Origin of the sequence: Weissella sagaensis (assembly GCF_005405285.1) — a bacterium.
GTDB lineage: Bacteria > Bacillota > Bacilli > Lactobacillales > Lactobacillaceae > Weissella > Weissella sagaensis.
The window spans coordinates 1-25,381 of the sequence record NZ_BJDT01000002.1 but is presented as its reverse complement, the minus strand read 5'-3'; the positions used below and the strand labels follow the sequence as shown (position 1 = coordinate 25,381).

Sequence of the window (25,381 nt, the reverse complement as noted above, 5' to 3'; positions counted from 1 at the left end):
TTTAGAATGTTAAGTTTGTTGACGGTGACTTTTAAATAGCGTAAACTAGCCAATAATTGTGGTAGCATAAGCAAGTACTCGGAGGAGTGTAAATGGCATATTTAGAATTAAGAGATATTCAAAAATCTTATTATTTAGGCAAAGAAAAGTTTCCTGTTTTAAAGGGAATTGACTTGGACTTTGAGTTAGGCGAGTTTGTCTCGATATTAGGTGAATCTGGTGGTGGTAAGTCTACCTTAATGAACATTATTGGTGGTTTAGATCGTGAATTTGATGGTTCAGTAACAATAGAAGGCAAAACTTTAGATCATCGTTTAGAAAATCAATTAGATGCATACCGTCGTGGCACAATTGGGTACATTTATCAATCATACAACTTGATTAGTCATTTAACGGTATTGGAAAATGTGTTAGTTTCATTAGAAATGACAACATTGTCACAGTCGGAAAAAACAAAACGGGCAACTGAATTGTTGCAACGAGTTGGCCTAGGTGAACAAATCCGTAAGCATCCAAATCAATTATCTGGTGGTCAAAAGCAGCGTGTTGCGATTGCACGAGCATTAGCTTCAGACCCGCAAGTGATTATTGCTGATGAGCCAACAGGGGCTTTGGATGCAGAAAATACAGCAGATGTTTTAGAAATTTTAAATGAAATTGCTGCAGAAGGTCGCTTGGTTATTGCTGTAACGCATTCACAAGATGTTGCTGATCATGGAACTCGGATTGTGCACTTGGCAGATGGGAAAATTGATAATGATCAACGTTTGCGTGAACCATTTGCGTTGCCTGAAAATGTTGATCGACTATCTGATCGACCATTGCCTGCAAGTTCGTCATATCGAAATGCATATAAACATTTAACTTTTAGTTTTTGGCGTAATTCATTAATTATGTTAGGAACAGCGATTGGTTTATTTGCTGTTATGCTATTTTCTGGTTTGGGGAATGGTGTTAAAGCTTATATTAACGATCAGGTTAATTCATTAGCTAATCCAACTGCCATTACGGTTGCACGTTATCAAGAAGATGATGGTAACGGTGGTGTTGGTCAAGCAACGGCTGGTGCAGGTGGCGTTGATATTGAAAAAACAACGATTTCAAACCAGCAAATGAAACAAATTCGTCAGATGAAGGGTGCTAAAAATGTCCAACCTGGATACCAATTATCAGGTGTTAAGGGAAAGTTAGACGATAAAGATTATAATTTAGGGACTGTACAAACTTGGTCGGCAACTTATCAAAAGAAATTGATTAAGGCAGGACATGTGCCGGGCAAGAATGAAATTTTGGTTGATAAGAAAACAGTTGCCAAGCAATTTGATAAAAAAGATTGGCAATCAGTTGTTGGTAAGCATATTAATGTTACTTGGGTGACGGTTAAAGATGACGGTCAAACACCAGTGACAATTAATAAAGACTTGAAGATTTCAGGTGTAATCGATGCTGGTAAAGCTGGAACAGCCAACGTTGTTGATGCCAAAACAGTTAAAGATACGTATGAGCAAACTGGTGCAACAACTAATGCATTGTTTGCAACTGTTCGTGTAAAAGATGCTGATGCGGTTAAGCCATTCCAAAAAGCAGTGCAAAACATTAAGACCAGTGATGGTAAGCGCGCATTTTCAGCGATAACCGTTGGTTCAATTCTAGATACAATTAATACGATTGTGTCATTAGCAACTAATGTATTGGCAGCTATTGCTGCAATTTCATTAATTGTGTCAGCATTGATGATCATTGTAACAATGTTTATGTCTGTTTCAGAACGAACTAAGGAAATCGGAATTCTACGTGCTTTAGGTGAAAGTAAAAAAGATGTTCGTCGCTTATTTACTTCAGAATCAGTATTAATTGGTTTGGCAAGTTTCGTCTTAGCAGTTGTATTGGCCTTTGTAGTAGGGGGCATATTGAATCATGCATTGTATAAAATTGCATCGTTTGATATGATTCAGATTTCATTTGGTAATATTTTCGTTACGTTAATTTTGGCGTTGATTATTTCATTCCTAGCAGCATTATTGCCTGCTCGTCGGGCAGCTAAATTGAATCCAATTGATGCTTTATCTGCAGATTAATTAAATAGCTGTATATAATATACGAAAGGTGCTAATCTATCATTTTGAAATGGTGGATTGGCACCTTTTGATATGTTTACGAATTAACAAGTTGTGACGGTTGATCTTAGTAAATATTTTAGCTAATGTTTTTTGTAGAAGAGATGACTAGAAAAATCGGTATAGACCGTGTAAACTTAGAGACGATTAGAGATGAATTTCAGACGGTCATTATCCGCTTGTGTCATTGAATGAATAAGGGGAATAATCATGAGTAAAGTATTAACACACGCAACTATTTATACAGGAAATGATAATCAACCACTACTAAAAGATGCTTATATACGGTTTGATAAACAAATTGAAGCGATTGGTATGATGGCAGAATTAATAATTAGTGCGAATGATCAAGTTATTCGCGCTGATCGTAAAGTGATTGTGCCTGGATTTATTGATGTTCATACACATGGTGCATATGGATTTGATACAATGGACGGTAATGCCCAAGATGTCGTTAATATGGTTCATGGACAAATTTCAGAGGGAATTACATCGGTTTTTCCAACAACGATGACCCAATCTGTAGAAAATATATCAAATGCAATGGTGGCGATTAATGAAGCTGCTAAACAAGAACCTGCTATTGTAGGTGTTCATTTGGAAGGACCATTTATTAATCCACATTTTAAAGGTGCACAACCAGAACAATATATTATTGCACCTAGTCAAGAATTAGTGCAAAAGTGGCATGAATTATCAGGTAATCGAGTGCGTCTGATTACTTACGCACCAGAACAAGCAGCAAATGTGGCTGATTTTGAAAATTATTTAGCTGAGCATAATATTATTGGCTCGATTGGGCACTCCAACGCAACACGAGAGTTTTTACAACAACATTCAAAAGCAAGTCATATTACACATTTGTATAATGCACAACGGCCGATGGCACATCGTGAGCCAGGCGTAACTGGTCATGCCATGTTAGAAGATAATATTCGTACGGAGTTAATTGTTGATGGGTTCCACGTGTATCCTGATATGGTTAACCTTGCTTACAAATTAAAGTCAGCACGTCGCATTGACTTGATTACAGATTCGATGCGTGCTAAAGGATTGGGTGATGGCGAGTCTGAACTGGGTGGTCAAAAGGTTTGGGTTAAAGATAAGCAAGCTCGGTTAGCTGATGGTACGTTAGCAGGATCAGTGTTAGAGTTTGATGATGCATTCCGAAATATCATGGCTTTTACAGGTGCGACAGTCCATGAAGCTATTCAAATGGCGTCGGTTAATCAAGCTGTTGAATTTGGTTTAACAACTAAAGGTACTTTAGAAGAAGGTAAAGATGCTGATTTAAATGTCTTTAGCGCTGATTTTTCTGAATTAACAGCAACTTATAGTATGGGACGTCGTTTTTCTAAACAAGATGGTGTGCAAACAAAGGAGTAAAGAAGATGGGTTCTCCGGTATATATTCAAATTCATGATGAAATTCATGAAGCTATTGATGCAGGTCGTTGGGTCCCAGGTGATCGTATTCCAGCAGAACGAGAATTAGCTGATCAGTTTGGTGTTTCACGAATGACGTTACGTCAAGCAATTATGCTCTTAGTTGATGAAGGTATTTTAGAGCGACGTGTTGGTTCAGGAACTTTTGTATCAGAACAAAAAGTACAAGAGCATTTAAATGGCATTACATCATTTACTGATTTAATGGCAGATGCCGGTAAACAAGCAACATCTAAGACAGTTAGCTTCCATATTGGGCGTGCATCAAATTCAGAACAAGAACAATTATTGTTAAATGAAAATGATCGAGTACTTCGTATGGAACGTGTGCGGTATGGGGATGGTGAGCCAATTGCCTTTGAGGTGGCGGCGATTCCTGAAACATTGGTGACGGGATTATCACGCCAAGCATTGACAGATTCATTGTACCGGACATTAGCAAAAGAACGGGGCTTGAAAATTGGGCGCGCAAAACAAGTTGTGACAGCAGCAGCAGTTAAAGAACGTGTGTCAGAGTATTTAGCCATTAAGCGCGGGGACCCTGTCTTAGTATTGCGACAAATCACTTACAATGAAAAAGATGTCCCTTTTGAATATGTTCAAACGCAGTATGTTGGGTCACGTTTTGAATTTTACATGGAAAAATCATAAGGATTCAAGTAACTAATCCTTGTGTATTATTCAGTAATTTGATAGAATACTTGAAGTGTTGAAAACTGCAGCGGGTTGTCCGCAAGCTCGTCAACAATTTACCGACCCGTTTCAATAATGGCGGAGAACACACCAGTAACTGCGCTGCAGCAGCGAACGTTTGGGTAAATTGCACGAATGTGAGGCAACTCTCTAGAATTCAACAAAATAAAAATTCTGGAGGACATTTTAATATGTCACGTTATACTGGTCCTAAGTACCGTTTGTCACGTCGTCTAGGCGTTTCATTGTCAGGTACTGGAAAAGAACTTGCTCGTCGTAACTACGCACCTGGTGATCACGGTGCCGGACGTCGTTCAAAGCCATCTGATTATGGTATTCAATTAGCTGAAAAGCAAAAGGTTCGTTTTACTTACGGTTTGACTGAACGTCAATTCCACAACTTGTTCTTGAAGGCAGGTAAGGTTCGTAAGGGTACTCACGGTGATAACTTTATGTCATTGCTAGAGCGTCGTTTGGACAACCTTGTTTACCGTCTAGGTTTGGCAACTACTCGCCAACAAGCACGTCAACTTGTAAACCACGGCCACATCTTGGTTGATGGTAAGCGTGTTGATATTCCTTCATACGAAGTTAGTGTTGGACAAGAAATCTCAGTTCGTGAGAAGTCACAAAAGAACGTTTACATCCAAGCTGCTGTTGAAGCACAAGCTGGAACTCTACCATTCGTTGAGTTTGATAAGGATGCACTAAAGGGAACTTTGGTTCGCGAACCAGAACGTGCTGAGTTGGATCACGAATACAACGAATCACTAATCGTTGAGTACTACAACCGTATTGGATAATTTTAATTATCACATTGGTATGTGGTTTAACGATACAAAAAAGCTAAGACATTTGTCTTGGCTTTTTTTGTATATCCAGTAATATATACAATAAAAAGTTAAAAAATGTTAAAGAACAACAAATAAACACTAAACCGTATTAAAAAATAACATGAATGGTGTGTCACGTGGTACGCTAATCATATTAGAATTCCCGAAAGTTAGGAGTATGGTGACAATGGTTCACCAGATAAAAGAGTATGACACAGATTGGACATATTGTAATTGGCTTGATTATTGTAGTTGCAGCCATTTATTTGATTATCTTTGTCTCTCAACGATTGACGGTGCGTAAGGTTAATAAGTTAGTTCAAAAAAAGGCACAATTAACTGAGATTCCAATGCGTGATCGGTTAATCAAGGGGCGCCAGTTAAGTTTGACAGGACAATCCTTGAAACAATTTCAATTGTTGGAAGCGAAATATAATCATTTGGAAAAAACAGAATTTAATAGTATCGATTTAAAAGCAAATACAGTGTTGTTTGACTCACAAGGATTAAACTTTTTAAAAACGTCGCAGGGAATGAAGGAGTTGCAACGTCAAATTCGTGAAGCCGAGACGACAATAGATGTTGTTAACCAAGGTCTAAATGATCTAGAACAATTAGATGAAGCACATAAGCAGGCAGTTAAAGATTTAGAAGCTAAGTATCAAGAATTACGTAAGTTATTATTATCACAAAATTTCACATTTGGTCCAGCAATTGATAAATTGGAAGAAATTTTGGGATCACTTGAAGAAGACTTTGATGAATTTTCTCGTTTAACTGAAATGGGTGACCACGCAACTGCAGCTGGTATTTATGAAACATTGAGTATGGAGACGAATCAGCTAGAACAACGTATTGAACAAATTCCAACGATTAATACTGAATTAACAGATACGATACCTGGCCAACTTGATGAATTACAAAATGCGTATAACAAAATGGCGGCAGAAGGCTTTAAATTTGAAACTAACATTGAAAAGCAATTAGCAAATATTGCGGAACAACGACAAGCAGCGTTAGAATTGTTGCAAGAATTAACGTTGAAAAAAGCCACAGAAGAAATTGCAAAAATGAAGGCACAAACTGAACTTTTGTATGAAACTTTTGACGAAGAAGCAAAAGCTGCGCAAATTGTTTGGGAAAATAATGAAAAATTAACAAGTTATGTGGCACAAAATAAGCGTCAAAACCATGAATTATATGCGCGTTTAGATCGTTTGAACCAAGATTTTGTTTTTTCAAAAGATGAATTAGGCCAAATTCGTAGTTGGGAAATTCAATTAGGCAATAATACAGTTAATTTTGAAGAATTAAGACAACATATTAGCCGTCATGAGGCAGTTTTCTCAACATTAATTAGTCAACAAGAGGCAATGTTTACTGACCTTGAACGTATTGCCAAGGAACAAACGACAATGTGGCAAGCATTTCAGGAGTTACCAATGGTGTTGGAACAATCAAAAAAGCGCGTTACGCTATTAGCTGATAAGTTACGATTGATTCAACGTTCGTTTGAACGGCAAGGTTTACCAGGATTGCCAGATACGTACTTATCGATTTTTTATTCGGTTAGTGATGAATTAGAACGTGTAAAACAACAACTCGGATTTTCACGAGTGAATATGGATGATGTTTTACGTCAATTAAGCATTGTGACAGCAGATTTAGACACGCTACAAGAACGAACGGATAGTTTGATTGAGGCGGCAACGATTACGGAACGTTTAGTACGAAAAGCTTTGATGTATCGTGATAATCCAGCGGTTGCACAGTCGACGCAACAAGCACGCTACTTTTATGAGACAAGCTATGATTATGAACAATCAATGAAGACACTAGCGGTTATTTTGGATCAAATTGAACCAGGATTAACCAATCGTGTTGTGCAACAGTATCGTCAAGAACAAGCAACGTTGCAAGCGGAGTATTTAGAACAAGAATAATTGATAACACTTTATCTGAAACATTTTGTTTCGATAAAGTGTTTTTTGTTGTCAAACAGCGCCTTTAAAAGTTACGTTTTATATGAAAACTTTACAAATGGCTGATGATTTGTTAGTATTTAATTAAGGGAAAGATGAAATTCCAACAACAAAGGAGAGAATATGGTAGAAAAAGCAAGTCAGGACCATGCCCTGAAAAGCGTGGATAGAGTTAATGGGTTAACGAGTGATCAAGTTCAAAGTGCAAGAGAACAGTATGGTCAGAATGTTTTTAAAGAAGCAGCGAAAGAACCCTTATGGCAAAAAGTAAAGCGTAGTTTGAGTGATGTAGCGACAATCATTTTGATTATTGCTGCTGTTATTTCATTGATAACATCGATAATGCAAGGAAATGGTCATTATTTTGAGAGTGTTTTAATTATTGCAATTGTTATCATTAATTCAGTATTATCAATTTATCAAGAAGGACGAGCTGAAGCAGCTTTAGATTCGTTAAAAAGTTTAGAAGTGGCGCAAGCAACCGTTAAACGTGACGGCCAAATTAAAACAATTCCAATCGCTGATATTGTGGTTGGTGATTTAATGATTTTAGAAAATGGTAAGCGTATTTCTGCTGATGCACGTTTGCTAGAAACAACAGAATTACGAGTTGAAGAATCGGCATTGACTGGGGAAAGTGATGCCATTGAAAAAGATGCAGATTTTGAATCTTCTGAAGAAGATGCGTTAGGTGATCGTTTAGACCGCGTTTATCGTGGTACGGCAGTTGTTAATGGTCGCGGTGTTGCAACAGTAACAGCCGTTGGTATGGAAACTGAAATGGGAAAGATTGCTGGTTTGTTAGGCGATCAAAAACGTGAACAAACGCCATTGCAGGTACGTCTTGCACATCTAGGTAAGCGTTTGAGTGTTATTGCGATTTTAGCTGCGTTAGTCGTGATTGGTTTAGGAATATTCCATGGTGAGCCATTACTTACTTTGTTCATGACGGCTGTATCATTAGCTGTTGCAGTGGTTCCTGAGACATTAATGATTATTGTGACAATCACATTGGCATTAGGTGTACAAAAGATGGCAAAGCAACATGCGATTGTACGTCGTTTGCCTGCTGTTGAAACATTAGGGTCAGCAACAGTGATTGCATCTGATAAAACAGGAACGCTAACGCAAAATAAGATGACTGTGCGTCGTGTATGGGATGCGCAAGCTAATCAAATTTTTGATAATCAAGAAATTGCAAGTAATTTACCAGACGTTTTGAAATTCGGAGCTTTATCAACTAATGTGACAAAGCCAGAAGAAGAGGTAGTGGGATTACCTACTGAAATTGCGATGGTTAATGCTTTAGGTGAATATTCAGAATATGAAAACCTACAAGCAACTTATCCAAAGGTTTTTGAAATTCCATTTAACTCAACACGAAAGCGTATGACAACCGTACACAAAGTAGCGGATGGTTATCTGGCAATAACTAAGGGAGCTTTTGATGTCTTGTTACCAAAGTTTCCGGAAAGTGTTCATCATGATGCAACTGATGTGAACGAGCAATTCGGTTCAAAAGCATTACGTGTGATTGCCGTTGGAGCAGTTAAATTAGCATCAATTAGTGACGAACCAACTGAAGACGAAGTTGAAAGTAACATGACGCTATTGGGACTGGTTGGTATTATTGATCCACCACGTCCTGAGTCAGCTGAAGCTGTTGCACAAGCCCGTGCAGCTGGTATTAAACCGGTTATGATTACAGGTGATCACGTGGTAACAGCTAGTGCTATTGCACGTGAGATTGGTATTTTAGGCGATGAAGACCATGCATTGTCAGGGGCTGAGTTGCATAAAATGTCTGATGAAGAATTAGATAAAAATGTTGAAAAATATGCGGTTTATGCTCGAGTAACGCCAGAAGATAAGATTCGTATTGTGAAATCATGGCAAAAACGCGGTGATGTTGTTGCCATGACAGGTGATGGTGTTAACGATGCACCAGCTTTGCGCAGTGCTGATGTTGGTATTGCAATGGGTGAAACGGGGACCGATGTTGCCCGTGAAGCATCAGCAATTGTTCTAACTGATGATAACTTTGCAACGATTGTCCATGCAGTTGAAGTTGGTCGTGGTATTTACGGTAATATTCGGAAGACGATTAATTTCTTGATGAGTGCAAACATGTCAGAAATTGTGATTATTGTGGCAGCAATGATATTTGGCTGGGGATCACCATTGATTGCAACGCAACTGTTGTTTATTAATTTGGTAGCTGATGGTCTTCCTGGTTTTGCTTTGAGTCGTGAACCTGTTCACGATAACGTCATGAATCAAGAACCAGTAAGTCCAAAAGCAAGTATCTTTGCTAATGGTTTAGCTGGGCGCATCATGATAAATGTCATTTTATTTGCAGTTCCAACGTTGATTGCGCAAGGTTACGGTGTTTATGTGGGTAATCCAGAACTTGGAAACACAATGGCTTTCATTGTCTTATCACTAACATCAATTTTACATGTCTTCAATATTCGTAGTGAAGAATCAATGTTTAAGATTAAGTTTAGCGCTAACCCAATGCTAGTTATGATGGCGGCATTGGCCGGATTATTGACAATCTTACTAGTTATTGTGCCGGTAACACAAACGTTGTTTAGCTTTGTATCATTAACAGGTATAGCCTGGTTAATTACAATTTTCTTGTCATTAGTACCAAATATTTATTGGGAAATTGCCAAAGCCATTAAGAATAATAAGTAATTCATTTAAACGCACAAGACGTTCGGTTCTTGTGCGTTTTTTAGTGAAACAAAGTAGGAAAGATAGTGTTTAATGTTATATCATTAGCTTTTTAATGTTTTTTTTGATTAAAAGTCGAACTTTTAAAGAGAATAACATTGAAACCTAGCTAGTTTCTTGGTAAACTTAATTAAGTATTGAGAAAAGTTTATATTGTTCGTGTTTAGCGAACCTGAAATAGGAGGCCAATATGGCAGGGATTGTAGTTGTTGGTAGTCAATGGGGTGATGAGGGTAAAGGAAAGATTACAAACTTTATCTCACAAAACTCTGATATGGTGGTCCGTTATCAAGGTGGTAACAATGCCGGGCACACAATTTATGTAGATGGTAAAAAGTTTGAATTATCTTCTGTACCATCAGGAATTTTCAATCCTGAGCGTTTAGCTGTTATTGGTAACGGGACTGTTGTTACTCCTAAAGCATTGTTGGATGAATTGCATGAAATCCAAGCACAAGGTGTGACAACTGACAACTTACGTATTTCTGACCGAGCTCATGTAATTTTCCCTTACCATATGTTGATGGATAAACTAGCCGACGCTAAAAAGGGCGATGGCAAGATTGGGACAACTGGACGTGGCATCGGCCCAACTTACATGGATAAAGCTGCTCGTATTGGTATTCGCGTGGCTGATTTATTAGATGAAGATGTTTTGCGTGAGCGTCTAAGTAACGTATTAGCTGAAAAAAATGAAATTCTAGAAAAAATTTATAATCAAAAGCCGTTTGATGTGGAAACATTGGTAGCAGAATACTATGGCTACGGACAGACTTTAAAGCCTTATATTGTTGATACAACAGTTTTGATTAATGACTATTTAGATGATGGCAAGCGTGTGCTATTTGAAGGTGCACAAGGTGCAATGTTGGACATCGATCAAGGGACCTATCCATACGTAACTTCATCTTCACCAGTTGGTGGGGGTGCAACGGTTGGTGCTGGTGTTGGACCAACAAAGATTAACGGTGTCGTAGGAGTTGCTAAGGCATATACATCACGTGTTGGTGATGGACCTTTCCCAACGGAATTATTTGATGAAGTTGGTGACCGTATTCGTGAAGTTGGTCATGAATACGGTGTTGTGACTAAACGACCTCGACGTATTGGGTGGTTAGATACAGTTGTTTTGCGCCATGCTGCTCGTATTGGTGGTTTTACACACTTGTCATTGAACAGTCTAGATGTTTTGTCAGGACTTAAGACAGTTAAATTGGCTGTTGCTTATGAATTAGATGGTCAACGTATTTCACATTATCCAGCTAACTTAAAGGATGTGCAACGTGTCACACCAATTTATGAAGAACTACCAGGTTGGTCAGAAGATATTACTGGTATTAAGTCACGTGAAGAGTTGCCAGCAAATGCTGAAAACTATCTAAAGCGTGTTGAAGAACTAATTGGTGTACCGCTATATACGTTTGCAGTTGGCCCATCGAACGAACAAACAATTATTTTGTTTGATATCTGGAATGAGGGGTAAACATGCCGGAAATGAGATTAGCGCGCACTATTTTGTCAGTTGATGATATTGAAAAAATGGTCAATCGGGTAGCTGGCGAATTGAATGAAGTACTAGTTGATGTGGAACGTCCAGTATTTATTGGTGTTATGAAGGGTGCTTACATGTGGATGGCTGATTTAATGCGGGCTATGCAATGTGAGGTTGAACTTGATTATATTGATGTTTCTAGTTATGTTGGTGATAAGTCAACCGGTCATATTACAATTCAACGTGATTTGAAGGTTGATTTAAAAGATCGTACAGTTGTTATTTTAGATGAGGTTGTTGACTCAGGACTAACATTACGTTATCTCAAGGCAGATTTTGAGGCACGTGGTGCTAAAAAAGTTTATGTCGCAGTTGCAACTGATAAACGACAATCTGAATCAGCAGGTGGTATCACGCCAGATTTTATTGGCGCACATGTACCAGATGAGTTTTTAGTTGGATATGGTATGGATTACAACGAATATTATCGTGGTTTGCCATATGTGGCTGTTTTGGAATTAAATAATTAAAATAAAAATTCGTTAAGTTCATTTTTGAACTTAACGAATTTTTTGTTTTGAAAGATGAGTTAGATGGTGTTACATGGCTCATCAGTTTTATTTTTTTCCAGTTGAATTGTTGTGTGTTGAATGTGCATGTCATTTTGTAGCATATAACCTAATTGTGATAGCAAGGTCATATCACCAGGATTCTCAACAACCAGATGCACGGTTAATGCTGTCTCAGTAGTGGATAAACCCCAAATATGTAAATCATGCATACTGATAACTTGTGGGGTTGCTAAAATGGCATTTTCAACAGCTTCTTCATCGATATTTTCTGGGACACCATTGAAGATTAAGAGAATAGATTGTTTAAAAATCCCCCAAGAAGAAACGATAATAACAACGCCAATTAAAATTGAAACAACTGGATCAAGCCAATACCAGTCTGTCAGGAACGTTAGTAGTCCAGATAAAACAACGCCAAAAGATACACCAGCGTCGGCTAATAGGTGTACATAAGCACCTTTGGCGTTGATATCATGTTCATGATCACCAGCCATGGCAAAAAATTTAGCAGCTAAAAAGTTGATTACAATACCAATAGCTGACACAATCATAATTAAACTACCAGCTGGTTCACTGTTGCTATTGAGCAATTTATCAATCGCTTCAAACCAAATAATAAAAACGGCACCTAATAAGAAAAGAGCGTTCATGAAACTAGCTAAAATGGTGGCATTATGCCAGCCGTACGTATGCGTTGATGTCGCCCGTAATCCAAAAACAGCAACAGCAGCCCACGCTAAAATTAATGAGGCCACATCGCTAATACTATGCAATGCATCAGCAAATAAGGCTGTGGAATCCGCATAGTAGGCAAAAATCATTTCAGCAATAATAAATATGGAATTAAGAATAATGCCAATTAAATACGGCAGTTGTTTTTTTGGAACGCCTGCATGCTCATGATGATTATGCATATTATATTTTTTCCTCCAAGTGGTTTGATGCTAAGGCAATAATTTCATGGATATGGTCATCTTTTAAGGTATAAAAGATTTGTTTACCATGACGATGATGACTAATAATATCAGCTGCTTTTAATATTTTTAATTGTTGTGATATGTTTGATTGCGAATAGCCTGTCAAAATAACTAAACTGGAAACATTTTGTTCATTTTGATCTAAAATTTGTAAAATTTTAAGCCGTAAGACATTTGAAAATAATTTAAAAAATTCTGATAATTGTTTATCCATAAACATATTATAAAACGTTAATATGTTATTTGAAAGTAAAATTTCTTCCTATTTTTATAGTTGTTGCAAGAAGATAATCATAATTGTCAGTGTCTGTAGAACGGTAAAAAAGGTCATTTGATAGCGTTGTTTTAAATTCAAATTAATTAACACTAGCCAAGTAAATACGATAATTAGTACGCCCAAAAACATCCATAAGTTCCAATCTAATGCTAAAACATTGATTAGTAAAATAATACCAAATACTAGCGATGTTAAGCGTTTGTTACGTCCTTCTGGTACAAATAAGCTACTCATGAAAAATAGATAGCTGAAAAATAGGGGAAATAAACTAAGCAAAAATGGTTGGGTCAAGAATGTATTTTGTTGATAAAAAATAACAACAGGCATCACTAAGGCTGCAATACCTGAATATAAAATGAGCCCTAAAATATTTTTTAAGTTTAAGCCAGGAATATTAATTAACAATAGTGCAAGTGGTAATAGTGTAAGCAACATCACTTGTTGTCCAGTAAAATGTTTATACAAAAAATATAAAAATAGTAGTGGGACTAAGATAACGATGTAATTAAACCATTGTGCAAAATTGCGATTAAACGTTAAAAAAATAGCCAATGATAAAATAATACTATAGGTTAACAGGAGCGGGTTGTGTTGAATTTGGCCACTAACTAAACGATTAGAGTATATTAAAGGATAAACCCACCAAACCACATTTTGGGCGATGACACTGATTAACATTGATAGCCACGGTATTTTTGCTTGTGAGAAATTAAGTAAACGTGATGCAAGTGGATTTGATGATTCACGGTGTTGCGTACGAGAATCTTTAGAATTAGAACTTGGATTCATAATAAAGCCTTTCTAGTTAATTAGTTTTGCAAGAACCTATGATAATAATTGTAGCAAACTAACTGTTTAGTGGTGAGTCTGATATAATATTTTGAGTATAATTTTGTAAATTTATCGAAATGGAGTAATAAAATGCGCACAATCATGGCAAAAATTGTCAAGTATCGTATGCAACTAATGTATTTAATATTTGGTGTTTTGACAACTCTGGTAAATATTGTCGTTTATAGTGGTGCTCGCTGGATGGACTTAACGATCAATGTATCGTATGTTCTAGCATGGTTGTTGAGTGTGTTGTTTGCTTATTTAACTAATCGTAAATGGGTATTCGATAGTCAAACAACCGGGTTCGGTAATATTATACTAGAAATGATAAAATTTTTTCTGGCACGTTTGGCAACGGGCATGTTAGGATATTTAATTTTACTATTTGGTGTTCATGTGATGCACCAGAATGATATGATATGGAATGTTATTCAAAATATATTTGTGATAGTTTCGAATTATGTATTAAGCAAATTAGTAATATTTAAACTAAAGGAGAAAATTAAAAATGACGATTAAGTTAATTGCAACAGACATGGATGGCACGTTATTACGTGATGATCGTACATTTGATTATGCACGTATGGAAGATTTATTAGATGAATTGGATGAACGTGGTATTCGTTTTGTTGCAGCAAGTGGTAATCAATACACGCAATTACGTTCGTACTTTAATCCAGTTAATCCTGACCGTGTGACATATGTGTCTGATAATGGTGCATTGGTTATGAACCATGAAGAAGTGATTGCTGAATCTTCAATTACTAATGCCCAAATTAAACGGGTTATTGACTGGAATAATCGGACTAATGCGGAGTTGGAAAATTTGATTGTGCTATCAGGACACAATGGTGCATATGTTTCTAATCATGCAACCCCCGAAGTCATTGGTATGGTAAAACAATTTTATCCAATTGTTCACCAAGTTGAAAAGTTCAAAGAAATTGATGATAATATTTTTCGTTTTACTTTTGTTTGGCCACAAGGTATTGATGTGCACCAATATATTCAACAATTACGAGTAGAATTTGGTGAAGAATTACATACAACTGGATCAGGATTTGGAACTGTTGATATCTTAGCACCAGGTGTCAATAAGCGAACTGGGTTACAACAACTAGGGGAAAAATGGCATATTAAGCCGGAAGAAATGGCAGCCTTTGGTGATAATGGGAATGATTTAGAGATGTTGCGGTATGTTAAATATCCATTCGTGATGCCAAATGCGGAAGACTTCATGAAAGTCCGGGTTAATAACTTAGCTGTTAATGACAATAATCACAACGGCGTTTTGGATACGATTGAAGCATTATTAGCTGGTGCTTTTGATTAATAAAGTGAGTAAAAATTTTGATAAATAACCAATAATAGTAAAATGTTTCGTAACAAACTGTTATAATGTATAAGATTATGATGTGCTATGCAATCTATTAATGATTATTTATCAAGATATCGGAGGGAAAATCGTGTTTTTTAATGACCAACATGAGAAACATGTTGATACGCAAACAATTGAATTGGATAATGAACAAATCCCAAAACATATTGCGATTATCATGGACGGTAATGGCCGATGGGCAAAAAAACAGAATCTACCACGAGTTTCGGGTCATCAGCGTGGCATGGAAGTTGTTAAAGATATTACAAAAGCTGCCAGTGATTTGGGTGTAAAGGTGTTAACGTTGTATGCTTTTTCGACAGAAAATTGGAAACGCCCAGATACTGAAGTTGGTTTTTTAATGAAATTACCTGGTAAATTTTTTGATACCTTTGTGCCAGATTTAATTGCTAATAATATTCGTGTAAATGTGATTGGTTATATTGACCAGCTACCGATGCACACACAAAAAGCAGTGCACAATGCCATTGCAAAGACAGCCAATAACACCGGAATGGTATTAAATTTTGCTTTGAATTATGGCGGTCGTGCTGAAATTGTTTCGGGTATGCAACAAATTGCGCAACGTATCATAACAGGTGAAATCAAACCAGAAGATATTGATGAACAGTTGGTTGACCAAGCGATGATGACCGCATCATTAGATTATCCAGATCCAGATTTATTAATTCGAACAAGTGGTGAAGAGCGGTTATCTAATTTTTTGCTTTGGCAGATTGCCTATGCTGAATTTGTTTTTGTGGATGAACATTGGCCAGAATTTACACCAGCCGTTTTGAAACGAACTATTATGACTTACCAATCACGACACCGTCGTTTTGGAGGTTTAGCAGAAAATAAAAGTGATAAAAAGCAGGAGATAAAAAAATGAAAACACGGGTGATTACAGCAGTTGTTGCACTAGCAATCTTTATCCCCATTTTAATAGCAGGCGGGATTTGGATTCAAATTGCTGCGTCAGTATTGGCAGCTGTGGCTGCTTCTGAAGTAGTCTTGATGCGTCGCACATTGCTAATTGATTTTGGCGCTGTTCTAACCATGTTAGGTGCAGTCGTCATGACATTGCCAACTAGTATTTGGCATGAATTAAACTTGCCAGTAACTTTGCAACGTTCTTCATTATTATATATTTTTGTTATTTTAATGTTATTGCATACAGTTGTTGCACGTAATAAATTTAATTTCGAAGACGCTGGTGTCTTTACGTTAACGATGATTTATGTTGGACTAGGCTTTGGGATGATGGTTGCAGCACGTACAGCTGGTCTTGATACGTTAATGTATGCTTTCTTAATTGTCTGGGTAACAGATTCGGCTGCTTACTTAGTCGGGCGTAAATTAGGTAAGCACAAACTAACGGCTATTTCACCTAATAAAACCTGGGAAGGATCAATTGGTGGTAGTGTGATTGCTGTTGTATTGGCAGCGATTTATGTTTACTTCTTTCCACAACGTTATAACTGGGGAATCATGCTTCTAATTAGTATTGTTTTGTCAGTTGCTGGACAATTTGGTGATTTGATTGAATCATCTTTGAAGCGTTTTTATCACGTTAAAGATTCAGGAAATGCTTTGCCAGGACATGGTGGTATTTTAGATCGTTTCGATTCAATGTTGATTGTATTGCCATTGATGTATTTGTTAGGTGTCTTTGCGTAAGTTTTCTGTGGGAGTCACGGTATATCCAAATAACCTAACATTAAGGAATGATTTTTGAAACAAGTTCAAAAGGATCGATGATTATCATCGATCCTTTTTCAATAGTACCGTGGAAACGGTTTTTATTGTATACTAACCCTACTTAGAATGGGGATGGAGAGAAAAATGACAGCAATTATTACATTTATTATTGTGTTTGGCGTAATCGTTATTGTTCATGAGTTTGGACACTTTTACTTTGCAAAAAAATCGGGTGTACGAGTACGGGAATTTGCGATTGGCATGGGACCAAAAGTTTTGCAAACGCAACGTCATGGCACAACATATACTTGGCGTATCTTGCCAGTAGGGGGTTATGTACGCATGGCTGGCCGTGGTGATACGGACAATGATCCCATTCAACCAGGTATGTCTGTGACAGTGGTCGTGACAGATGATGTTGTCACGAAAATTAATTTGTCTGAACAAGAAGAATTAGTTGGGGGTCAAACGATGACTGTCAATCAAGTTGATTTAATTGATGGTATGTTTATTGAAGGCTATTTGGCGAACGACAATCAGTTAGTACGACTAACTGTTGATCATGATGCGTCAATTATAGAACCCGACGGGACCATGGTATTAGTTGCACCAAGAGATACGCATATTGAGTCTGCCAAGCTTTGGCAACGCGCATTAATTAATTTTGCGGGTCCACTTAACAATTTTATTTTGACATTAATTTTATTCATTGGGTTAGCATTTTCTTTACCAGGTGTTTCAACAACAACCGTTGACCAAGTGAACAAGGATTCACCAGCAGCTTTAGCAGGATTGAAACATAACGATGAGATAACGGCAATTAATGGTGAGAGAATCCATTCATGGCAAAAAATGCAAAATACAATTCAACCTTTAGCAAATCAAAAAGTTAATATTACATACGAGAGAAATGGTAAGGCGCACCATGTTACGCTTAAACCTAAAGGTGTTAAAAATGGTGGTATGGTTATTGGTCAAGTGGGTGTAACGTCTAAACAGACCAATGCATTAACGGCACGCATTCGCTATGGGTTCCAAATGACTAGTCAATCTATGACACAAATTTTTAGGGCTATTAAAAACTTGGTACAAGGTTTCTCACTAAATAAATTAGGCGGACCAGTTGCCATTTATAAAAACACATCAGAAGTCAGCCATATGGGAATATTGGCAATTGTGTCATTCATGGCTTGGTTATCGGTTAATTTAGGAATGATGAATTTACTACCAATTCCAGGTTTGGATGGTGGTAAGTTACTGTTGAACGCAGTTGAAGCAATTATCAGACGCCCTGTGCCTGAAAAAGCTGAATTAGCGGTAACTTTGGTGGGTGTTGGCTTATTGTTTGTTTTGATGATAGCAGTCACTGGAAATGATATATTACGTTATTTCATTAAGTAATTAATCAGCTTGAAATGTTGTAAAAAGACAAATGTGTTAAAATAGTAAAAGAATTTTAATGTGCGTAAAAGCGCAGAGATGAGGAATGGGTATAAATCATGAAACAATCAAAGGTTTTTATCCCGACATTACGTGAAACACCAGCTGATGCAGAAGTAATTTCACATCAAATGATGTTACGTGCGGGATATGTTCGTCAGGTTACAGCAGGGGTATACGCCTACTTACCATTAGCACAACGAGTATTAAACAAAATTACAGCTATTATCCGTGAAGAAATGGAAAAGATTGATGCTATTGAAATGACTGCACCAGTTTTGTTGCCAGCAGAACTATGGCAAGAATCAGGTCGTTATGAAACATATGGGCCTAATTTGTTTAAGTTGCGCAATCGTCATGGACGGGATATGATTCTTGGCCCCACACATGAAGAAACGATGACAACTTTGATTCGTGATGATATTAAGTCATACAAACGTTTGCCATTGACGCTGTACCAAATTCAGACAAAGCTACGTGATGAAGATCGCCCACGTTTTGGTGTTTTGCGTGGACGTGAGTTTATTATGAAGGACGCTTATTCGTTTTCAATTGATGAAGCCAGTTTAGATAATACTTATAAGAAAATGGAATCAGCTTATATTAATATTTTTAATCGAGTTGGTTTGGATTATCGTGTCATTGTTGGTGATGCTGGTGCCATGGGTGGATCTGATTCAAAGGAATTTTCAGCCCCTGCTGCTGCTGGTGAGGATACCATTGCATATTCTGATCAATCAGAATATGCTGCTAACTTAGAAATGGCCAAAGATTTATATGTACCAAATAAATCACATGCCCCATTAGCTGATTTACAAAAAATTGCAACGCCAGAAGTAGGGACGATTGCCGAATTGGCTGATTATCTACAGACAACAGCTGATCAGTTAGTTAAGACCATGTTGATGATGGCTGATAATCAACCAATTTTAGTGTTAGTTCGTGGTGACTTTGAGGTCAACGAAGTTAAAGTACAAAATTATTTACATGTAGACGAATTACGTTTAGCAACTGAAGAAGAAACGCAACAATACTTAAACGCCCCATTTGGTTCACTAGGACCTGTTGGTGTTGGCGAAGAAGTAAAAATTATTGCTGATGAATGGGTCACAGACATGGCCAATATTGTCGTTGGCGGCAATGAGCAAGGATTCCATTACTTGAACGCTAATATTGATCGTGACTTTAGAATTGATGAAGTAGCAGATGTACGTGTTGCGCGCGAAGGTGATTTATCAATTGATACTAAAGGACATTTGCAATTTACTAAGGGAATTGAAATCGGTCATATATTTAAGTTAGGAACACGTTATTCTAAGGCCATGGGGGCACAAGTCTTAGATGATAATGGTCGTCAAGCAGATGTTATTATGGGATCATACGGTATTGGTGTTTCTCGTTTGCTTGCAGCAATTGCTGAACAAAATGCTGATGAACACGGCCTTTCATGGCCAGCTAGTGTAGCACCATGGGATGTTCACCTAATACCAATTAAGTATAAGAATGAAGAGCAGGCTAAGCTAACAGATGAATTACATAATAGTTTGACAGCTGCTGGTTATGAGGTGCTTTTGGATGATCGTAATGAACGTCCTGGTGTTAAGTTTGCAGATTCTGATTTAATTGGTTTGCCTGTACGAGTAACAGTAGGTAAAAAGGCTAGCGAAGGCATTGTAGAAGTTAAATTACGTAAAGCTGATGAGGCAATTGAAGTTCGAGCTGAAGAACTTGTGTCAACGTTACATGTATTTTTAAATGGTAATAAAGATTAATCGATTGTAAATCTTTATTCTTTTTTTAAGATTTTAGATTTATAGTATAACTATCGATGAGGGATACAGAGATATCACATCGATGCCCATAATGATTACTCATAACCTAGCAGGAATGCCCGTTCCTGCAACTACTCCTTAAACTGGTATGTGTTAAATATACCTTTTCTAATCAAGTTGGACGCCCATCTAACTTGATTATAGTAACGACATAGTATTAGTACTATTTGTTACGAAAAGAGGAAGCAACTTGCCCGTTGCTTCCTCTTTTTTTGTGCTTAACAAAGCAATTAATTGTTTTGTTGTTTTTATCTTACGAGGACAATGTATAATAACAATAGATTACAAAATTCGTGAAAGGGGCGATAAGTGATGGCATTAAACCCACAAGAACAATTTCAAGTATTGTTACAACAGTTGCAATACAAGGAGGTGCCGGACACCTTTAAAGAGGCAACTTTAACAAAATTAACGGTCCATAAGCAATCACGTGTTTGGCAATTTCATTTATCATTGCCTGAATTGCCAGAAGTGACAACATTGGCAATGTTAATTAGTAAATTACAAACAACATTTGCTAGTATTGCAACGGTTAATTACGAAATTAGTTTGACAGTTCAACCAAAGTTACCCCAAATTATTAATTATTGGGGGTGGGTATTAAACCAACACCAAAATGAACCAGGGGCATTTCAACGAGCTTTTAACCAAGTAATGCCAGTGATTGATAATGAACAATTAGTGTTAAACTTTGCATCGACAGCTTGGAGTAAATATGCGACGCAAACAGGCTTACCAATCATTCAAAATGCCTATCGACAAATAGGTGTTACGACAGAATTACCATTTAAAGTGAATGTTGATGAACAACTAGTTGCAGAATCGCAAGCAACTGCTATGGCCCAACGTGCATCTCAAGATGAGCAGTTATCACAAATGGCGCAAGTTCAAATTGAACAAGCAGCTAAGCAACGTAAAACAGTCAGTTATAATGGTAAAAATGTTGGTAGCAATAATTTGGGTCGTAAAATTGCTAGTGATGCAGACGTGACGGATATGATTGATATTGTTGATGAAGAACGGTCAGTCATTGTTGAAGGCTATATTTTTGCGGCTGAAGTGAAGGTATTAAAGTCTGAACGCCAATTATTGACGATGAAGATAACTGACTATACAAGTTCGTTTGTTCTAAAAAAGTTTTCACGTGATGATGCAGATGTTGCGTTTTTTGAAAATATTAAACCTGGCATGTGGGTCCGAGCACGTGGACCGGTACAACAGGATGATTTTTTGCATGATTTGACTATGATGGCTTATGATATTCAAATTGTTAAGCACCAACCACGTCTGGAAACCTATGAAGGTGACAAAAAGCGGATTGAGTTGCATACGCATTCATTGATGTCGACTATGGATGCCACCAATGGTATTAAAGATTATGTTAAACAAGCCCATAATTGGGGAATGGATGCGATTGCCATTACTGATACTGCTGGTGCTCAAGGCTTTCCTGAAGCATCAACATCTGCAGCGGCGAATGATATGAAAATGATTTACGGTGTTGAAGTGAATTTGGTTGAGGATGGTGAACCAATTATTTTTAATCCAGCTCATGTTGAACTGAGTGATGCTGAATATGTGGTCTTTGATGTGGAAACGACTGGGTTGTCAGCAGCCTATGATAAAGTAATTGAATTATCAGCTGTTAGAATGCAAAAAGGTAATGTTGTTGCTGAATTTTCTGAGTTTATTGATCCAGGATTTCCGCTTAGTCAAACAACGACGGATTTAACATCAATTACCGATGATATGGTTCGTGGTTCAAAGTCTGAAAAAGATGTGTTTACAGCTTTTCGTGAATTCTATGGTGATGCCATCTTAGTTGGACACAATGTAACCTTTGACATGGGCTTTATGAACGAAGGCTATGAGCGTCATGGTATGCCAGTCATCTCTAATCCAATTATCGATACTTTGACGTTAGCACGTTTCTTATACCCACATATGCGTTCTTACCGTTTGAATACATTAGCAAAACATTTTGGTGTGCAATTGGAACAACATCACCGAGCAATTTTTGATTCGGAAACGACTGGTCATTTGAATCGTATATTCCTGGAAGAGGCTCGTGAGGCATATGGTATTACACATGCTGATCAACTAAATGAGCGCATGACAGAAAATGATGCTTGGCGTCATGGCCGACCAAATCATGCTGTTGTTTTGGTGAAAAATCAGGCCGGTGTTAAAAATCTATACAAAATGATTTCTGAATCAAATATTCATTATTTTTATCGTAATGCGCGAGTACCACGGTCGTTACTAAATAAATATCGAGATGGTTTATTATTAGGAACTGGTGATACATCTGGCGAATTTTGGGAAGCCTTAATGCAAAAAGGTTATGCTGCTGCTAAATCTAAAGCAAAGTATTATGACTATATTGAAATTCAACCTTCAGCCAATTATTTACCTGAAATTGAAGGCGAATTAATTAAAGATGAAGCGCGTTTGCGTGAATTAATGATGCAAGCCGTTAAAATTGGCGATGAATTGGATAAACCGGTTGTTGTGACAGGAAATGTGCATTACTTGAATCCAGAAGATGCGATTTATCGTAAGGTTTTAGTTAGTTCACAAGGTGGTGCTAATCCGCTAAATCGACACAGTTTGCCTGAATTGCACCTACGGACTACCCAAGAGATGTTAGATGATTTTAGTTGGATGGGGCCAGAGCTTGCTCAAAAAGTAGTGATTGATAATACGCATGTGGTTGCTGATATGATCGATGATGTTGAAGCGATTAAAAGCGGCAATTACCCACCTAATATGCCAACGGCTAATGACGAAATACGCCAAAAATCATATGAAACAGCGTATCGTATGTATGGTAATCCATTGCCGCAAATTGTTGAAGCGCGTGTTGAACAAGAATTAAATTCCATTATTAAAAATGGATTTGCGGTTATTTATTTAGTTGCACAACGATTGGTGGCTAAATCAAATAAAGACGGTTATTTGGTTGGCTCACGTGGATCAGTTGGATCCTCTTTGATTGCGCTATTGATTGGAATAACTGAAGTGAACGCTTTACCACCACACTATCGGAGTGTGAATGGTGATTATGTTGAATTTGTAGATCCAAGGAACTATGAGTCAGGATATGACTTGCCAGAAAAATATAGCCCCATTGATGGTACAAAACTAATTGGTGATGGTCACAATATCCCATTCGAGACTTTCTTAGGGTTCAAGGGAAATAAGGTTCCTGATATTGATTTGAATTTTTCAGGGGATTATCAACCTTTTGCGCATAACTATATGAAGTCATTGTTCGGAGAAAATAATGTTTTCCGTGCTGGAACAATTGCAACGGTCGCTGATAAAACGGCGTTTGGGTACGTGAAAGCGTACGAACGTGATCACGATAAGCAATTTAGAGGTGCTGAAATTGAGCGGCTAGCTATGGGCGCAACTGGTGTCAAGCGAACAACAGGGCAACATCCAGCTGGTATTTTGATTGTGCCGGATGATATGGAAATTTATGATTTCACGCCTATTCAATATCCAGCTGATGATCTATCAGCAACTTGGCGAACAACCCACTTTGATTTCCATTCAATTCACGATAATATTTTAAAAATGGATATTTTGGGTCATGATGATCCGACGATGATTCGTGCCTTACAGGATATGTCGGGGATTGACCCAACAACTATTCCGATGAATGATCCAGGGGTGATGAGCCTATTTTCATCACCTGAAGTGTTGGGGGTGACTGAAGAACAAATTTTTTCTAAGACTGGGACATTAGGGGTACCTGAATTTGGAACAGCCTTTGTTCGAGGGATGTTGGAAGAGACGCATCCCAAGAACTATTCTGAATTACTACAAATCTCAGGTCTATCTCACGGAACGGATGTTTGGCGTGGTAATGCTGATGAATTAATTGAACGTGGTGTGGCTACGATTGGTACAGTTATTGGAACGCGTGATAAAATCATGACCGACTTAATTAATTATGGTGTTAATTCAGAGTCGTCTTTCCAAATCATGGAAAAAGTACGTAAAGGTAAAGGGATTACAGATGAATTCCAAGCAGAAATGCGCGCAGCTGGCGTACCTGAATGGTATATTGAATCTGGTTTGAAGATTAAGTACATGTTCCCACGAGCTCATGCGGCAGCGTATGTCTTGATGGCTTTGCGTATTGCGTACTTTAAAGTCTATTTTCCAACGCTTTATTATGCGGCTTATTTTTCAGTTCGTGCTAGCAATTTTGATATTGTTTCGATGTCGCATGGGTTAAATAGTACGAAAGCAAAAATAATGGAAATCAAACATCAAGGAAATGATGCTTCAGCTAAAGATAAAGACTTATTGACTGTACTTGAAATTGCAAACGAAGCACTGGAACGCGGTATTGATTTTAATATGGTAGATCTTTATAAATCAGATTCTGAAGAATGGTTAATTGGGGGTAATACACTAATTGCGCCATTTAATGCTGTGCCTGGTCTGGGTGATAACGTGGCGAAAAAAATAGTTTCAGCGCGAGCAGCTGGAGAATTCCTCTCAAAGGAAGATCTTGCACAACGTGGTGGCATTTCAAAAACATTGTTACAGTTTTTAGATGAAAATGGTGTGTTAAATGGTATGCCAGACGAGAATCAACTAGCATTGTTTTAATTATAATTGAAGATTATTTATAGCAAAAGCTAAGGCAAATCAAGGTTTGCCTTAGCTTTTATTGTGTTTTAAGAGGGTTTTAAAATTAGTTTTGATATTTGTTTCACTTAAAGTGTTGACTTTTAATAAAATGGTGTGTAATATATATCAAGTTGGCAACGACATTACATCAATGCATATCAAATATTGTTAATATTTATTCTTAAAAAGATGTTGACAAGTTTGTATGAGTTCTGTATTATTAATTAAGTTGTCAGCGAGACAACAACGTTGATCATTGAAAACTGAATATCGTTTCGATAGAACAAATGTGTAGGGTCTTCAAGCATTAAGCTTGAAACAAAAACATTTGCGAAGTCAATTCGCTAATAAATTCGTTTAACTTCTGTTAAACAATTAAAACAACAAAATTGAGTTATACTCAAACTTTTAAAATGAGA

The 25,381-nt window shown here is 37.3% G+C and carries 18 protein-coding genes; 15 read left to right on the top strand and 3 right to left on the bottom strand.

What is annotated here, in order from left to right; genetic code table 11:
* The first annotated feature begins 92 nt into the window (after positions 1-92).
* The 8 genes from FFM55_RS02785 to FFM55_RS02750 all read left to right on the top strand — a co-directional run bounded on the left by FFM55_RS02785 (position 93) and on the right by FFM55_RS02750 (position 11,831).
* Entirely contained in the window at positions 93-2,078 is a 1,986-nt protein-coding gene (locus tag FFM55_RS02785) for an ABC transporter ATP-binding protein/permease (protein ID WP_137600461.1), read from the top strand.
* A gap of 249 nt (positions 2,079-2,327) precedes the next feature.
* A complete protein-coding gene (nagA, locus tag FFM55_RS02780) occupies positions 2,328-3,503 on the top strand; it encodes an N-acetylglucosamine-6-phosphate deacetylase (RefSeq protein ID WP_042492901.1) in 1,176 nt (391 codons plus the stop codon).
* Between the two features lie 5 nt (positions 3,504-3,508).
* The gene (locus FFM55_RS02775; RefSeq protein ID WP_042492900.1) at positions 3,509-4,213 is read left to right on the top strand and encodes a GntR family transcriptional regulator; all 705 of its coding nucleotides are present in this window, start codon (positions 3,509-3,511) and stop codon (positions 4,211-4,213) included.
* A 233-nt stretch (positions 4,214-4,446) separates the two neighbouring features.
* On the top strand, positions 4,447-5,058 hold the full coding sequence (gene rpsD / locus FFM55_RS02770) for a 30S ribosomal protein S4 (RefSeq protein WP_042492898.1): 612 nt from the start codon (positions 4,447-4,449) through the stop codon (positions 5,056-5,058).
* Between the two features lie 239 nt (positions 5,059-5,297).
* Positions 5,298-7,031, top strand: a complete 1,734-nt coding sequence (locus tag FFM55_RS02765) for a septation ring formation regulator EzrA (RefSeq protein WP_042492896.1) — start codon at positions 5,298-5,300, stop codon at positions 7,029-7,031.
* 162 nt (positions 7,032-7,193) lie between these two features.
* Positions 7,194-9,770, top strand: a complete 2,577-nt coding sequence (locus tag FFM55_RS02760; RefSeq protein ID WP_042492895.1) for a cation-translocating P-type ATPase — start codon at positions 7,194-7,196, stop codon at positions 9,768-9,770.
* A gap of 229 nt (positions 9,771-9,999) precedes the next feature.
* The gene (locus FFM55_RS02755) at positions 10,000-11,292 is read left to right on the top strand and encodes an adenylosuccinate synthase (protein WP_042492894.1); all 1,293 of its coding nucleotides are present in this window, start codon (positions 10,000-10,002) and stop codon (positions 11,290-11,292) included.
* 2 nt (positions 11,293-11,294) lie between these two features.
* A complete protein-coding gene (locus FFM55_RS02750; RefSeq protein WP_042492893.1) occupies positions 11,295-11,831 on the top strand; it encodes a phosphoribosyltransferase in 537 nt (178 codons plus the stop codon).
* A 59-nt stretch (positions 11,832-11,890) separates the two neighbouring features.
* Here FFM55_RS02750 and FFM55_RS02745 read toward each other — a convergent pair whose 3' ends face one another.
* From FFM55_RS02745 to FFM55_RS02735, 3 genes are read right to left on the bottom strand one after another with little or no spacing between them, the layout of a single operon-like run.
* Entirely contained in the window at positions 11,891-12,787 is an 897-nt protein-coding gene (locus tag FFM55_RS02745; RefSeq protein WP_042492892.1) for a cation diffusion facilitator family transporter, read from the bottom strand.
* A gap of 1 nt (position 12,788) precedes the next feature.
* Positions 12,789-13,064 carry an ArsR/SmtB family transcription factor gene (locus FFM55_RS02740; protein WP_165206631.1) on the bottom strand — a complete coding sequence of 92 codons (276 nt, stop codon included), beginning with the start codon at positions 13,062-13,064 and terminating at the stop codon, positions 12,789-12,791.
* 54 nt (positions 13,065-13,118) lie between these two features.
* Positions 13,119-13,916 (bottom strand): hypothetical protein, encoded by a 798-nt coding sequence (locus FFM55_RS02735; protein ID WP_042492890.1) that lies wholly within the window; start codon positions 13,914-13,916, stop codon positions 13,119-13,121.
* 132 nt (positions 13,917-14,048) lie between these two features.
* On the opposite strand from FFM55_RS02735, the gene FFM55_RS02730 reads away from it, so the two are divergent.
* From FFM55_RS02730 to FFM55_RS02700, 7 genes are all read left to right on the top strand, one after another.
* A complete protein-coding gene (locus FFM55_RS02730) occupies positions 14,049-14,480 on the top strand; it encodes a GtrA family protein (protein WP_042492889.1) in 432 nt (143 codons plus the stop codon).
* Entirely contained in the window at positions 14,470-15,294 is an 825-nt protein-coding gene (locus FFM55_RS02725) for a Cof-type HAD-IIB family hydrolase (RefSeq protein WP_137600460.1), read from the top strand. The genes FFM55_RS02730 and FFM55_RS02725 overlap by 11 nt, the downstream gene beginning before the upstream one ends.
* Before the next feature lie 100 nt (positions 15,295-15,394).
* The gene (gene uppS, locus FFM55_RS02720) at positions 15,395-16,231 is read left to right on the top strand and encodes an undecaprenyl pyrophosphate synthase (protein ID WP_081839295.1); all 837 of its coding nucleotides are present in this window, start codon (positions 15,395-15,397) and stop codon (positions 16,229-16,231) included.
* Positions 16,228-17,019 (top strand): phosphatidate cytidylyltransferase, encoded by a 792-nt coding sequence (locus FFM55_RS02715; protein ID WP_137600459.1) that lies wholly within the window; start codon positions 16,228-16,230, stop codon positions 17,017-17,019. The genes uppS and FFM55_RS02715 overlap by 4 nt, the downstream gene beginning before the upstream one ends.
* Positions 17,020-17,184: 165 nt before the next feature.
* Positions 17,185-18,441, top strand: a complete 1,257-nt coding sequence (gene rseP / locus FFM55_RS02710) for an RIP metalloprotease RseP (protein WP_042492884.1) — start codon at positions 17,185-17,187, stop codon at positions 18,439-18,441.
* Positions 18,442-18,539: 98 nt separating this feature from the next.
* Positions 18,540-20,252 (top strand): proline--tRNA ligase, encoded by a 1,713-nt coding sequence (locus FFM55_RS02705; protein ID WP_042492883.1) that lies wholly within the window; start codon positions 18,540-18,542, stop codon positions 20,250-20,252.
* Positions 20,253-20,624: 372 nt separating this feature from the next.
* Positions 20,625-24,941, top strand: coding sequence for a PolC-type DNA polymerase III (locus FFM55_RS02700; RefSeq protein WP_042492882.1), 4,317 nt, complete (start codon positions 20,625-20,627; stop codon positions 24,939-24,941).
* Positions 24,942-25,381: the final 440 nt, after the last annotated feature.